Origin of the sequence: Streptomyces sp. NPDC096324 (assembly GCF_044763015.1) — a bacterium.
Lineage (GTDB): Bacteria > Actinomycetota > Actinomycetes > Streptomycetales > Streptomycetaceae > Streptomyces.
Window position 1 is genome coordinate 413094 of record NZ_JBIWFK010000004.1, and the last position, 13969, is coordinate 427062.

General features: G+C 70.9%; 11 protein-coding genes. 1 reads left to right on the forward strand and 10 read right to left on the reverse strand.

The features are described from left to right. Nucleotides 1-180: 180 nt before the first annotated feature. From ACIQ7M_RS12590 to rsmH, 10 genes are all read right to left on the reverse strand, one after another. On the reverse strand, nt 181-966 hold the full coding sequence (locus ACIQ7M_RS12590) for a cell division protein FtsQ/DivIB (RefSeq protein WP_403642927.1): 786 nt from the start codon (nt 964-966) through the stop codon (nt 181-183). Between the two features lie 25 nt (nt 967-991). Then, nucleotides 992-2083 carry an undecaprenyldiphospho-muramoylpentapeptide beta-N-acetylglucosaminyltransferase gene (murG, locus tag ACIQ7M_RS12595; protein WP_389850259.1) on the reverse strand — a complete coding sequence of 364 codons (1092 nt, stop codon included), beginning with the start codon at nt 2081-2083 and terminating at the stop codon, nt 992-994. A gap of 6 nt (nt 2084-2089) precedes the next feature. After that, nucleotides 2090-3451, reverse strand: coding sequence for a putative lipid II flippase FtsW (ftsW, locus tag ACIQ7M_RS12600; protein WP_403642930.1), 1362 nt, complete (start codon nt 3449-3451; stop codon nt 2090-2092). Nucleotides 3452-3519: 68 nt separating this feature from the next. Then, nucleotides 3520-4947 (reverse strand): UDP-N-acetylmuramoyl-L-alanine--D-glutamate ligase, encoded by a 1428-nt coding sequence (gene murD / locus ACIQ7M_RS12605; RefSeq protein WP_355767755.1) that lies wholly within the window; start codon nt 4945-4947, stop codon nt 3520-3522. Further along, the gene (gene mraY / locus ACIQ7M_RS12610) at nt 4929-5999 is read right to left on the reverse strand and encodes a phospho-N-acetylmuramoyl-pentapeptide-transferase (RefSeq protein ID WP_355767781.1); all 1071 of its coding nucleotides are present in this window, start codon (nt 5997-5999) and stop codon (nt 4929-4931) included. Before mraY ends, murD begins: the two co-directional genes overlap by 19 nt. Next, nucleotides 5999-7420, reverse strand: coding sequence for a UDP-N-acetylmuramoyl-tripeptide--D-alanyl-D-alanine ligase (gene murF / locus ACIQ7M_RS12615; protein WP_355767757.1), 1422 nt, complete (start codon nt 7418-7420; stop codon nt 5999-6001). Before murF ends, mraY begins: the two co-directional genes overlap by 1 nt. 4 nt (nt 7421-7424) lie before the next feature. After that, nucleotides 7425-9092 carry a UDP-N-acetylmuramoyl-L-alanyl-D-glutamate--2,6-diaminopimelate ligase gene (locus ACIQ7M_RS12620; RefSeq protein WP_403642935.1) on the reverse strand — a complete coding sequence of 556 codons (1668 nt, stop codon included), beginning with the start codon at nt 9090-9092 and terminating at the stop codon, nt 7425-7427. A 57-nt stretch (nt 9093-9149) separates the two neighbouring features. Continuing rightward, entirely contained in the window at nt 9150-11105 is a 1956-nt protein-coding gene (locus tag ACIQ7M_RS12625; RefSeq protein ID WP_403642938.1) for a peptidoglycan D,D-transpeptidase FtsI family protein, read from the reverse strand. 5 nt (nt 11106-11110) lie between these two features. Next, entirely contained in the window at nt 11111-11629 is a 519-nt protein-coding gene (locus ACIQ7M_RS12630) for a septum formation initiator family protein (RefSeq protein ID WP_355767765.1), read from the reverse strand. Between the two features lie 214 nt (nt 11630-11843). Then, entirely contained in the window at nt 11844-12851 is a 1008-nt protein-coding gene (gene rsmH, locus ACIQ7M_RS12635) for a 16S rRNA (cytosine(1402)-N(4))-methyltransferase RsmH (protein WP_403642942.1), read from the reverse strand. A 426-nt stretch (nt 12852-13277) separates the two neighbouring features. Here rsmH and ACIQ7M_RS12640 point away from each other — a divergent pair, with 426 nt between their 5' ends. Next, on the forward strand, nt 13278-13826 hold the full coding sequence (locus ACIQ7M_RS12640; RefSeq protein WP_355767770.1) for a carbonic anhydrase: 549 nt from the start codon (nt 13278-13280) through the stop codon (nt 13824-13826). The last annotated feature ends 143 nt before the right edge of the window (nt 13827-13969 follow it).

Below are 13969 nucleotides of genomic sequence, written 5' to 3' on the forward strand. Positions count from 1 at the left end.
ACCCTAACGCTGAAGTTTAGGGTTACCAGTGTGTCTGTTCCTTGGACTCTTCCGAACAGGACACTAAGTCGACAAGTGGCGCGCGTTCAACGAACACGCCGAACCTCCCGTTTTTCTTTTCACCCTATGTGATCAGGCCGAGCACTGCCCAACCAGGGTGCTGGCCTGCGCCGATGCGAGTCAACTGCTGGACGATGCGGGGGCGGTGGGGGCACTTACGTCGAAGTGCCGGGCCCCGGAATCGGCTTTCATGAGAGCAAGGAGCGTCCTGGCCTTCGCCCGGCCCTTCTCCGCGCTGCCCCACTCGACGGTCCGGCCGCCCGTCAACTCCAGCGAGACGGCGTCGTAGGAACGGACCTTGAGGGTACGGGTGTCACGGGCGACCCGGTCCGGGATGTCGCCGGCGATCCGCACCGCCTCGCGCACGAGCCGGCCGACGGGGAAGCGGCGCGCGGCGGCGCCCTTGGACACCGCCAACTCCAGGACGGGCACGCCCTTCGGAGCCACGGAAACCGTGGCGAACCGGACGCCCTGGGCGTCCACTTCGACGAACTTCGCGCCTTTTCCGATGATGAGGACCGGAGTCCGTTCGGTCACCCTCAGACCGATTCCGTGCGGCCAGGAGCGGACGACCTCGACCGAGTCGATCCGGGGCAATTCCCTGAGCAGCCGCGCCTCGATGGCGTCCGTGTCGACGGAGACCAGCGGGGATCCGACCGGCACACCGGCCGCCTGGCGTACCTGCGCGGGGGTCAGCACCCGCGTCCCGGAGACGGACACGCTTTCCGTGCGCAACCAGGAGGAACCGTAGAGGATCCACACCGCGGCGGCTCCGGCCAACACCACGGCGAGCAAAAGGATGATGAGCCTACGAAGCCGGTGGAGCCGCCCGACGAGGGGCGGCCGGGGCGGGCCGGACTCCAGCTTCTGCCGTTCACCGCGCTCGGCGGTACTCGGTCCGGCCACGCTCCCTGCCTTCCCTCGTGCGGTCCTAGTGCCGGCGCGAGGCGATCGCCTCGTACACCATGCCGACGAGCAGCTCGTCGGCGTCGCGTCGGCCGAACTCGCTGGCGGCGACCGACATCTCGTACAGCCGGTGCGGGTCGGCGAGCACGGGCAGCACGTTCTGCTGCACCCACTGCGGGGTCAGCTCCGCGTCGTCGACCAGCAGTCCGCCGCCGGCCTTGACCACCGGCTGGGCGTTCAGCCGCTGTTCGCCGTTGCCGATGGGCAGCGGGACGTAGGCGGCGGGCAGTCCGACGGCGGAGAGCTCGGCGACGGTCATCGCGCCCGCGCGGCAGAGCATCATGTCGGCCGCGGCGTACGCGAGATCCATCCGGTCCACGTACGGTACCGGGATGTACGGGGGCATCCCCGGCATCTGGTGCACCTGCGGCAGTTCGTTCTTCGGGCCGACCGCGTGCAGGATCTGGATTCCGGCCTGCTGGAGGTACGGAGCCGCCTGCTGGACCACCTCGTTGAGGCGGCGGGCGCCCTGCGAGCCGCCCGACACGAGCAGCGTCGGCAGGTTCGGGTCGAGTCCGAACGCGGCGCGCGCCTCGGGCCGTACGGCGGCCCGGTCGAGGGTGGCGATGGTGCGGCGCAGCGGGATGCCGATGTAGCGGGCCCCGCGGAGCTTGTTGTCGGGCGTGGAGACGGCGACCTGGGCCGCGTACCGCGATCCGATCTTGTTGGCGAGTCCGGGCCGGGCGTTGGCCTCGTGGATGACGATCGGCACGCCGAGGCGCTTGGCCGCCAGGTAGCCGGGCAGGGCCACGTAGCCGCCGAAGCCGACGACCGCGTCCGCCTTGGTCCGCTCCAGGATCTGCTCGACGGCCTTGATCGTGCCGCGCAGCCGCCCGGGGACGGTGATCAGCTCGGGGGTGGGCTTGCGCGGCAGCGGTACGGCCGGGATCAGCGCCAGTTCGTAACCGCGCTCGGGTACGAGGCGGGTCTCCAGGCCCCGTTCCGTGCCCAGGGCCGTGATCCCCACGGTGGGGTCCTGCCTGCGCAGGGCGTCCGCGAGGGCGAGCGCGGGCTCGATGTGGCCGGCGGTCCCCCCGCCGGCGAGTACGACATGCACCGAAATTCACCGCTCTCCGGACGAACGCGCCGCAGAGGCACGCCGTCGCATCGTGTTCCATCTCCGGGGCCCCGCGGCCCTTGCGGACTCTCTCACCGCACCCCGCTTTCTGCCAAAGCGGGGTTGCCGCATAGCGAGAGCCGCTCGCGCAGCGGGGTCGTCACGCGCGAACGCGATCAGCAGCCCGATGGCGAACATGGTCGGCAGCAGGGCGGAACCCCCGTAGGAGAACAGCGGGAGCGGGACACCGGCGATCGGCAGCAGACCGAGCACCGCACCGATGTTGATCACGGCCTGGGCCGTGATCCAGGTGGTCACGCCTCCCGCGGCATACCTCACGAAGGGGTCCTCCGTGCGTCCGGCCACGCGGATACCCGCATAGCCTAGAGCCGCGAAGAGAGCGAGCACCGACAGCGTCCCCGCGAGGCCCAGTTCCTCCCCAGTGATGGCGAAGATGAAGTCGGTGTGCGCTTCGGGCAGTTGGCCCCATTTCTCCACACTGGCGCCGAGGCCCGATCCGAAGAGCCCGCCGGAGGCGAGGGCGTAGATGCCGTGCACGGCCTGCCAGCAGGTGTCGTGCGGCCCCGGCTCGGTCGCGCCGATGCAGGCCAGCCTGGACATGCGGTTGGGGCTGGTCTTGATGAGCAGGAAGCCGATCGCCAGGGCGACGGAGAGCACGCCCACGAACAGCCGGGTGGGCGCTCCGGCCAGCCACAGCAGCCCGAACAGGATGGCCGTGAGGATGATCGCCGTTCCCATGTCGCCGCCGAGCATGATCAGGCCGAGGAGCATGAACGCGGCGGGCACGAGCGGCACCAGCATGTGTTTCCACTGGGTCAGCAGCCGCTTGTCCTGCTTGCGGGCGAGCAGATCGGCGCCCCAGAGCACGAGAGCGAGCTTGCCGAACTCGCTGGGCTGGATCTGGAACGAGCCGCCGAGGGAGATCCAGTTCTGGTTGCCGTTGACCGAGAGTCCTATCCCGGGCACCTGCACCAGGGCCATCATGAAGACGGCTCCGGCCAGGATCGGGTAGGCCAGCGCCCGGTGCAGTTTCACCGGCATCCGGGAGGCGGCGAACAGCAGCACACCACCGATCAGGGCGGCGAGGAACTGCTTGCGGAAGAAGTACGAACCGGGCAGCGAGAGCTGGAGCGCCGTGATCTGCGAGGCCGAGTAGACCATCACGAGCCCCAGCACGGTGATCAGCAGGCTGCCGCCGAGGATCAGGTAGTACGCGGTCAGCGGCCGGTCCCAGGCCTTCTGGGCACGCAGGTACAGACGGCGTACGGGATTGTCGCGGGGCGCCCCGGCGGCGGCGGGCCGGCCGGCCCGCCGCGCGGGAGGGCGGCCGGTGCGGCTAGCCGGCATCGGGGTCTTCGGTCCACAGCGATGTCACGTGTCCGTCCCTCCCAGGTCCGCCCGGCCAGGCAACCGGGTCAGGCGCCGAGTTCGCGGACCGCCTCCGCGAACGCGTCACCGCGCTTGTTGTAGTTGGCGAACATGTCCATGGACGCGCAGGCCGGGGCCAGCAGCACCGTGTCCCCGGGCTCGGCGAGCCTCCTGGCCTCCTGGACAGCCGCGAGCATCGCCCCAGTGTCGGTCCGGCCGAGGTCGACGACCGGTACCTCGGGGGCGTGTCGCGCCAGGGCTTCGCGGATCAGCGCGCGGTCCGCGCCGATCAGGACGACGCCCCTCAGCCGCTTCGCCGACCGGGCGACGAGCTCGTCGAAGGTCGCGCCCTTGGCGAGCCCTCCGGCGATCCACACGATCGACTCGTAGGCGGCCAAGGAGGCTTCCGCGGCATGCGTGTTGGTGGCCTTGGAGTCGTCGACGTAGGCGACCCCGTCCACGTCGGCGACGTGCGCGATGCGGTGCGCGTCCGGCGTGAAGGCCCGCAGTCCGTCCCGTACGGCCTTGGGAGGCACCCCGAAGGCGCGCGCGAGGGCCGCCGCGGCAAGGGCGTTGGCGACGTTGTGCGGGGCTGGCGGAGTGACGTCGGAGACCTCCGCCAGCTCCTGGGCGTTCTTCTGCCGGTTCTCGACGAAGGCGCGGTCGACCAGGATGCCGTCCACGACGCCGAGTTGGGAGGGCCCCGGAGCCCCGAGGGTGAAGCCGACGGCGCGGCAGCCCTCCTCGACGTCCGCGGCGCGCACCAGGTCCTCGGTGGCCTTGTCGGCCACGTTGTAGACGCAGGCGACCCGATTGCCCTCGTAGATACGGCCCTTGTCGGCGGCGTACGCCTCCATGGAGCCGTGCCAGTCGAGATGGTCGGGCGCGAGGTTCAGCACGGTCCCGGAGTGGGCGCGCAGCGAGGGCGCCCAGTGGAGCTGGTAGCTGGAGAGTTCGACGGCGAGGACGTCGTACTCCTCCTCGCCGAGGACGGCGTCGAGGAGCGAGACGCCGATGTTGCCGACGGCCGCGGTGCGCAGGCCGGCCGCCTTCAGGATGGAGGCGAGCATCTGGACCGTGGTGGTCTTGCCGTTGGTGCCGGTGACCGCGAGCCAGGGGGCCGGCTTCCTGCCGTCCAGTTCCCGCAGCCGCCAGGCGAGTTCGACGTCGCCCCAGACCGGGACGCCCGCCGCGGCGGCCGCGGTGAACAGCGGCTTGTCCGGCTGCCAGCCGGGCGCGGTCACGATGAGCTCGGTGCCCTCGGGCAGGGTCGCGCCGTCACCGAGGCGCACGGTGACGCCGAGTGCCTCGAGGTCCGCGGCCTGCGCGCGCGCCCGGTCGTCGTCGCCGTCGTTGACGACGGTGACGAGCGCGCCGAGGCCGTGCAGGACCTTGGCCGCCGGGATGCCCGAGACGCCGAGGCCGGCGACGGTGACGTGCTTTCCCTGCCAGTTGGTCACTTCTTGGCTGCCCATCCTGCGTAGAAGAGGCCGAGTCCGACGATCACGCAGATGCCCTGGATGATCCAGAATCGGACCACCACAAGGACTTCGGACCAGCCCTTGAGTTCGAAGTGGTGCTGGAGCGGGGCCATGCGGAAGACGCGCTTCCCGGTCAGCTTGAAGGAGCCGACCTGGATGACCACCGACATGGTGATGAGGACGAACAGGCCGCCCATGATGGCCACCAGCAGCTCGGTGCGGGAGAGGATGGCCAGGCCGGTGAGGACACCGCCGAGGGCGAGCGAACCCGTGTCGCCCATGAAGATCTTGGCGGGCGACGTGTTCCACCACAGGAAGCCCAGGCAGGCACCCATCAGGGCGGAGGCCACCACGGCCAGGTCGAGCGGATCGCGCACCTCGTAGCAGGCGCCCGGGTTGGTCAGGGTCGTCGCGTTGGCGCACGACTCCTGGAACTGCCAGACCCCGATGAACGTGTAGGCGCCGAAGACGAGGACGGAGGCGCCGGTGGCCAGACCGTCCAGACCGTCGGTCAGGTTCACGCCGTTCGACATCGCGAGGATCATGAACAGCGCCCAGATGACGAACAGCACCGGGCCGAGCTTCCAGCCGAAGTCGGTGATGAACGACAGCTTGGTGGAGGCCGGGGTGTTTCCGCGGTTGTCGGCGAACATCAGGGCCAGCACCGCGAAACTGATGCCGACGATGAGCTGTCCGGCCATCTTCGCCTTGGCCCGCAGACCGAGCGAACGCCGCTTGACGATCTTGATGTAGTCGTCCAGGAAGCCGACCATGCCCATGCCGAACATCAGGCCGAGAACCAGCAGACCCGAATAGGTGGGCGGGTAACCGGTGATGACCTTGCTCAGGAAGTACGCGGCGATCGTCGCCAGGATGAAGGCGATACCACCCATGGTCGGCGTACCGCGCTTGCTGGCGTGCTCGCGCGGGCCGTCGTCGCGGATGTACTGGCCGTAGCCCTTGCGGGCCAGCAGCTTGATCAGCAGCGGAGTGCCGGCCAGGGTCAGGAACAGACCGAGGACTCCCGCGAAGAGGATCTGCTTCATCATCGGGCGGAAACCTCACCCTCGGTACCGTCGGCGAGCAGCGCGAGCGCCACCCGTTCCAGCCCGACGGACCTGGACGCCTTCACGAGCACGACGTCCCCTGGGCGCAGCTCGCTGCGCAACAGGTCGACAGCCGCCTGTGCGTCGGACACGTGCACCGACTCCTCACCCCACGAACCCTCGTTATATGCGCCCAGTTGCAGCCAGGACGCTTCCCTGCCCCCGACCGCGACGAGCTTGCCGACATTGAGCCGGACGGCAAGCCGTCCGACCGCGTCGTGCTCGGCGAGCGCCTCGTCCCCGAGCTCGGCCATCTGACCGAGCACCGCCCACGTACGACCCCCTTGTGCCTGACGGGCTGTGCCCATCGCAGCGAGCGCGCGCAGGGCGGCCCGCATGGACTCGGGGTTCGCGTTGTAGGCGTCGTTGACGACCGTCACGCCGTCCGGACGCTCGGTGACCTCCATCCGCCAGCGGGAGAGGGAGCCCGCCTCGGAGAGCGCGCGGGCGATCTCGTCTGCGGACATGCCCAGCTCATGGGCGACGGCGGCCGCGGCGAGCGCGTTCGACACGTGGTGCTCACCGTACAGGCGCATGGTCACATCACTGCACCCGGAGGGTGTGCGAAGGCTGAAGGAAGGCTGTCCGCTGTCCGTGAGCCGGACGTTCTCGGCCCGTACGTCCGCTTCGCCGGACTCTCCGAAGAGGATCACGCGCGCCTTCGTGCGGGACGCCATGGCGCGTACGAGGGGGTCGTCCGCGTTGAGGATCGCGGCGCCGTCCTCGGGGAGGCTCTCGACGAGCTCGCCCTTTGCTTGCGCGATCTGTTCGCGGCCGCCGAACTCGCCGATGTGGGCGGTGCCGACGTTGAGGACGAGACCGATCCTCGGCGGGGTGAGCTCCGTCAGGTAGCGGATGTGGCCGATGCCGCGGGCGCCCATCTCCAGCACGAGGAACTTCGTCTCCTCGGTGGCGCTGAGCGCGGTGAGCGGCAGTCCGATCTCGTTGTTGAGGGAGCCGGGGGTGAAGACGGTCGGCGCCTTGCTCCGCAGCACCTGGGCGATCAGGTCCTTGGTGCTGGTCTTGCCCGCGGAGCCGGTGAGGGCCACGAGGGTCGCGCCGAGCCGTTCGACGACATGGCGGGCGAGGGCGCCGAGGGCCGTCTGCACGTCGTCGACGACGATGGCGGGCACGCCGACGGGGCGGGACGCCAGGACGGCGGCCGCGCCGGCCTCGATCACCGCCCCGGCGTAGTCGTGGCCGTCCACGCGTTCGCCGACGAAGGCGACGAAGAGGCTGCCGGACTCCACTTCACGGGAGTCCCTGACGACCGGTCCGGTGACCTGTAGCTCCGGATCCGGTATGTCGTACGTCTGCCCGCCGACGACTGCTGCGATCTCGGCGAGGGAGAGGGCGATCACAAGTTCATCCCTGGGTCTGCTGGATAGCTTCGCGGAGCACCTGGCGGTCGTCGAAGGGACGCACCACCCCGGCGATGTCCTGGCCCTGCTCGTGGCCCTTGCCGGCGATCAGCACGGTGTCCCCCGGCTTTGCGCGCGCGACGGCCGCGGCGATGGCGGCGGCCCGGTCCTCGAAGACCTGGACCTCGCCCCGCTCGTGGGCCGGCACCTCCGCGGCACCCGCGAGCATCGTGGCGAGGATCGCGAGCGGGTCCTCGGAGCGGGGGTTGTCGGAGGTGAGGACGGCGGTGTCGGCGAGCCGGGCCACGGCCGCGCCCATCGGCATGCGCTTCGTCCTGTCCCGGTCGCCGCCGCAGCCGAGCACCACGTGCAGCCGGCCCTCGGTGACCTTGCGCAGGGCGCGCAGGACGGATTCGACGGCGTCCGTCTTGTGGGCGTAGTCGACGACGGCGAGGTACGGCTGGCCCTCGTCCACGCGCTCCAGCCGGCCCGGGACCCCGGGGACGGCGGCGATTCCGTCGGCCGCGGTCTGCGGGTCGATCCCGGCGGCCGTGAGGGCGACGATCGCGGCGAGCGTGTTCGCCACGTTGAAGGGGCCGGCGAGCGGCGAGCGGGCGGTGATCCGCTCGCCCTTGGGGCCGACCGCGGTGAACGTCGAGTCCATCGGGCCGACTTCGACCTCCTCGGCGCGCCAGTCGGCGTCCGGGTGGCCCTCGGCGGAGAAGGTGACGACGGGGACGGTGGCCTCCCCCGCGAGCCTGCGGCCGTACTCGTCGTCGAGGTTCACGACGCCGAGGCGGCTGCGCCTGGCCGTGAAGAGCTGGGCCTTGGCCTGGAAGTAGTCCTCCATGCCCGTGTGGAACTCCATGTGTTCCGGGCTGAGGTTGTTGAAGACGGCGACGTCGAAGACGCAGCCGTCGACGCGGCCGAGGACCAGCGCGTGGCTGGAGACCTCCATGGCGACCGAGTCGACCCCGCGCTCGCGCATGACGGCGAACAGGGCCTGGAGGTCGGTGGCCTCGGGTGTGGTGCGCTCGGACTTGATGCGCTCGTCGCCGATGCGCGTCTCGACCGTGCCGATCAGGCCGGTGGAGCGGACCGTCTTCAGGCCGCCCTCGACGAGGTAGGCCGTCGTGGTCTTGCCCGAGGTGCCCGTGATGCCGATCTGGAGGAGATCGCGCCCCGGGTGGCCGTAGATGGTGGCCGCGAGCTCGCCCATCGATCCCCGGGGGTCCTCGACGACGAGGACCGGCAGGCCGGTGGCCGCGGCGCGGCCGGCGCCGGTCGGGTCGGTCATCACCGCGACGGCGCCGAGGCCGGCCGCCTGGGTCACGAAGTCGGCGCCGTGCAGACGGGCGCCCGGCAGTGCGGCGTACACGTCGCCGGGTCGCACCGCCCGGGAGTCATGGGTGATGCCCGTGACCCCGACGTCGCTCTCCGGCTTCTCGGCACCCAGCTGATCGGCCAGCTCCGCGACGGGGATGGCGGAGACGTGAACCGGACGCGGCGGCCCCGGATATGTCACAGGGACGCCCTTCTGGGTGGTTTGGGACTGATCAGCTTGTGGCACGGCGGTGAGCGTACCGGGCTCACCCCCGCCGGGGCGAAGCGAGGGCGCGGACGGGGTGCGCGGGGGGCGCTGGTTCCCGGGGTCCGGGGTGATCGTTGTCACGAGTGGTTCCTGGTCCGTTGTGCGGGATTGCTGATCACGGCGTGCGGTCGGGGGCGGTCACGGCGTGTAGTCGACGGGCAGCCGGGCCGCGTGCGCGCCGGTGGGCGGGACCTGAAGGGTCTTCAGGGCGAACTCCATCACCTGCTTGAAGACGGGTCCGCAGATCTGGCCGCCGTAGTAGCTGCCCTTCGTGGCGTTCTGGATCGCGCAGTAGACGGTGACGCGGGGCTTGTCGGCGGGGGCGAAGCCCGCGAACGAGGAGGTGTAGCCGTGGTATTTCCCGGTGGCCGGATCCACGCGGTTGGCCGTACCGGTCTTGCCCGCGACCCGGTACCCGGGGATGCGCGCCTTGATGCCGGTGCCCTGCTTGTCGTCCACCACGGACTCCAGCATCTGGGCGAGTGTCTTCGCCGTCTTCTCGCTCACGACCCGGGTCTTCTTCGGCTCGGCGGCGGGTGTGAAGCGGCCGTCGGGCCCCTTCGTGCCGCGCACCAGGGTCGGCTCGACGCGGACGCCGCCGTTGGCGATCGTCGAGTAGACGGAGGCCGCCTGCATCGCGTTGATCGACACGCCCTGGCCGAAAGGAATCGTGTACTGCTGCGAGGTCGACCACTTGTCGGCGGGCGCGAGGATGCCCGCCGTCTCGCCGGGGAAACCGAGCCCGGTGGGGCTGCCGATGCCGAACTTGCGCAGATACGAGTACAGGACCTGGTTGGCCTGTTTCTGGGTCTTGCCGAGCTGGCCGGTCGCCAGGATGGTGCCGATGTTGCTGGACATGGCGAGCACGCCGTTGAGCGTGAGGTTCCAGGTCTTGTGGTCGACGTCGTCCTGGAAGAGCCGGTCGCCGCGGTGCAGCCGGTTGGGCACGACGACATGCGTCGCGGGGGTCGCCACGTTCTCCTGGAGGACGGCGGCCATCGACATCAGCTTGGCGGTGGAGCCGGGCTCGTACGCGTCCTGGAGGGCCGCGTTGCCCATGGCCGCAGCGTTGGCCTGGGTGAGGTCGTTGGGGTCGAAGCCGGGCGCGTTGGCCATGGCGAGGATCTGGCCGGTCCTCGTGTCCTGCACTATCACGTAGCCGCGGTCCGCCCCGGACTTCTTCACCTGCTCGGTGATGGCGTCCTGCGCGGCCCACTGGATGTCCCGGTCGATGGTGAGCTCGACGTCGGAACCGGCCACGGCCGGCGTCTCGGTGGAGCCCACGGTCGGCACCTGACGGCCCCCGGACTGCGCGTAGCGGATCTTGCCGTCCTTGCCGGTGAGCTGCTTGTTCAACTGCTGCTCGACACCGCCGCCGCCCTTGCCGTCGGCGTTGACCCAGCCCAGTATCCCGGCGGCCAGGTCGCCGTTCGGGTACACGCGCTTGCTGGCCGGTACCGCGAGGACGCCCGCGAGGACGTTGACCGTGTTCCGGTCGGTCTCCGCCTTGGTCCCGAGTGTGCTCTTGAGGTCCTTGATCTGCTGCCAGACCTGGGGGGTGCGGCGGTGCGCGAGGAGGACGTAGCGGGTGTTCTTCGTCCGCAGCTTCCTGGCGACGGTGTCGACGTCCTGGTCGATGATCGGGCCGAGGAGGGCCGCGGCCTGTTCGGGGGCGTCCCCCACCTCGGTGGCCTCGCGCGTGAACATCGTCGGGTCCGCGGTGATGTCGTACGCGTCCACGCTCGTCGCGAGTTCGACGCCGTCGCGGTCGGTGATCCCGCCACGCTCGGCGGCCAGGGTGCGCCCGACGTACCGGTTCTGCTCGGCCTTGGCCGCGTAGGTGCCCGCGTCCACGGCCTGCACCTGCAGCAACCGCACGACGAACGCGATCATCACCAGCGTCAGGGCGAGGCCGACCATGCGCAGGCGGGGGCGCGGGCTGCCGAGGCGGATGAGCCGCGGGCCGTCGGAACGGTTCGCGGCCGCCGGGCGGCGGCCGGGGCGGGCGCCCGGCCCCGGGCGGCTCCGGACCGCCGGGCGTGGGGGTCTGGCGGGGCCGGGCACGCGGCGGCGCGGCGGTTCCCTGTCGGACACTTCCGTCACCTGCCAGGGGTCGTGGAGGGCTGTTTGGAGGCTCCCGCGGAGGGCTGCCGCGAGCCGGAGGACGGTGTCGCGCCGCGCGCCGCGGGCCGGCTCGGGGTGCGGGCCGGGGCGAGGACCTCGGGCGGCGGGACCATCGGGGAACGCGCGGCGGAGCCGGCGGCTCCGGGAACACCCTTGACGGTGCCGTCGGGGCCGAGGAAGGCCGGGTCGCCGCCGGGGACCATGCCGAGTTCGCGGGCGCGGCGCTGGAGGGCGTCGGGGGCCGAGTAGGCGTCCACGTCCCGCTGGAGGGCCTGTTCCTCGTCGGTGAGGCTCTTGGTCTCCTTCTGGAGGTCGTCGAGGCGGAACGCGCCTTCGCTGAGCGCCGAGTTCAGCACGAGGAGCCCGATGAGGCCGCCGCCGAGGAGAAGGACCACCAGAAGGACGAAGGGGGTGCGGGCGGCCTGTCCGGCCCCGGCCGGAAGGAGCCGCGCGAGCCGGGCGGCCCGCCCCCTGAGTTCGGGTCTGCCGCTCACGCGCCCTCCCTGTGGCTCTGGTGTGCCGCCTTCACGGCCGCTCCATGGGTCCGGTTCCCCTACTCACGAAACCGCCGCCGGTTCGGTTCCCGGCCTCGGCGAGCCGCCGCGGGTCCCGGTGCCCGGTCCCCGCCCTCCGGCGGGTCCGGGAAACGGGCCCGGGGCGTCGCTCGGGTCCGGGTTTCCGCCTCACGGCCTCTCCTTCTCCCCGCGCCTACTCGGCGGATTCCTCGCGGATGCGCTCCGCTCCCCGCAGCCGGGCGGGAGCGGCCCGCCGGTTCTCGGCGACCTCCTCCTCGGTGGGAAGTTCGGCACCGCGGGTGAGGAGCTTGAGCCGGGGCTGGTAGCGCTCGGGGACGACCGGCAGTCCGGGCGGCGCGGTGTTGGCGGCGCCCGCCGCGAACACCTGCTTGACCAGCCGGTCCTCCAGCGAGTGGTACGACAGAACGGCGATCCGGCCGCCGACGGCGAGCGCCTTCACGGCCGCGGGAATCGCCCGCTCCAGGACACTCAGTTCGCCGTTGACCTCGATGCGCAGCGCCTGGAAGGTGCGCTTGGCGGGGTTGCCGCCGGTGCGCTTGGCCGCCTGGGGCAGCGCGTCCCGGATGAGTTCGACGAGCCGCGCGCTGTTGGTGAAGGGCTTCTTCTCGCGCTCGCGCACGATCGCGGAGACGATCCGTTTGGCCTGCTTCTCCTCGCCGTACGCCCGCAGGATCCGCACCAGTTCGCCCGGCGGGTAGGTGTTGAGGACCTCGGCGGCGCTCATGCCGGTCGTCTGGTCCATGCGCATGTCGAGCGGGGCGTCCTGGGAGTAGGCGAATCCCCGGTCGGCCTCGTCGAGTTGCATGGAGGAGACGCCGAGGTCGAACAACACGCCCTGGACGCGCGGGACACCGAGGCGGTCGAGCACGTCGGGGAGTTCGTCGTAGACCGCGTGCACCAGGTCGGCGCGGGTGCCGTAGGGGGCGAGCCGCTCCCCGGAGAGGCGCAGCGCCTCCTTGTCCCGGTCCAGGGCGACGAGCCGCACTCCGGGGAACCGGGTCAGCAGTGCCTCGCTGTGGCCGCCGAGTCCGAGTGTGCAGTCGACGACCACGGCTCCCGGCTCGGTGAGGGCCGGGGCCAGCATGTCCAGGCACCGGTCGAGCATGACCGGGACGTGTCGGCTCTGCCCCTCCGGTCGCCCGCTGTCACCCTCGTCGGGAAGCGCTTCGCGCCCTTTCATTCCGGGCCCTCTCAGGTCCGGCGCGGCCCTACGCACCGCCGGGTCCCCACCCGCTCGGGAAGGGGAGGCCCGCCGTCGCCGGATGAAGGGCGTCGGCCGACCGGGAGCGGGAGGAGGCCGAGCCGTACGTACGCGCCGCGCACGCGGGGAAACTCCGGAAAGTCGCCGGGTCTCCTGGGGAAAACAGTGCAGTGGGGAGAGCCTCGCCTCCCGCTTCGCGTCACTTTAGTCCACGGTGTCTCGCGGTCAACCAACCGGCATGCGCGTCGCGGACGGCGCTGGGACCGAAGCCACGGATCCGGAAGAATCACCCGAACGGGCAGGCCGTCACCGCCCGTGTGGATTACCTCACAACAAGCCGCGATGACATTCTTTGTCCCCTCTCACAACAGGCCTCGCCCATGCGTGACCAGTAACGTCGCAGGTATGACGACTTCCGCATCCGTTCCCACCGAACCCGAAGACGCCATAGACACGGAGCGCTCGGTCACCGACCGCCTCGTGGACGCGAACGGGAAATACGCGGCCGCCTTCGCCGACCCGGGGATGGACGCCCGCCCCGTCCAGCGGGTCGCCGTCGTCGCGTGCATGGACGCCCGCCTGGACCTGCACGCCGCGCTCGGCCTGAAGCTGGGCGACTGCCACACCATCCGCAACGCGGGCGGCGTGGTCACCGACGACGTGATCCGCTCCCTCACGATCAGCCAGCGCGCCCTCGGCACCCGCAGCGTGGCCCTCATCCACCACACCGGCTGCGGCCTGGAATCCCTCACGGAGGAGTTCCGGCACGACCTGGAGATGGAGGTCGGCCAGCGCCCCGCGTGGGCGGTCGAGGCCTTCCGGGACGTCGACCAGGACGTACGGCAGTCGATGCAGCGCGTGCGCACCTCCCCTTTCCTGGTGCACACCGACGACGTGCGCGGCTTCGTCTTCGACGTCACGACCGGCCTGCTGCGGGAGATCGACCCCTCCTGACCTGTCCCACCCCGACCCCGGTCGCCGGCCCTCCGCAGCTCGTGGGACCCTCTCTGCACAAAAAACCCCGGCCGTCCGGTGCCCAAAGAGCCGTAAGAACTGACATATCGCGGCCACTTGTCCACAGGCGGATGACACGAACC

Coding starts and splice junctions, on each gene's coding strand:
- mraY (WP_355767781.1), bottom strand. CDS start 5,999: ATGAAGCAGATCCTCTTCGCGGGAGTCCTCGGTCTGTTCCTGACCCTG.
- ACIQ7M_RS12640 (WP_355767770.1), top strand. CDS start 13,278: ATGACGACTTCCGCATCCGTTCCCACCGAACCCGAAGACGCCATAGAC.
- rsmH (WP_403642942.1), bottom strand. CDS start 12,851: ATGAAAGGGCGCGAAGCGCTTCCCGACGAGGGTGACAGCGGGCGACCG.
- murD (WP_355767755.1), bottom strand. CDS start 4,947: ATGGGCAGCCAAGAAGTGACCAACTGGCAGGGAAAGCACGTCACCGTC.
- ftsW (WP_403642930.1), bottom strand. CDS start 3,451: ATGCCGGCTAGCCGCACCGGCCGCCCTCCCGCGCGGCGGGCCGGCCGG.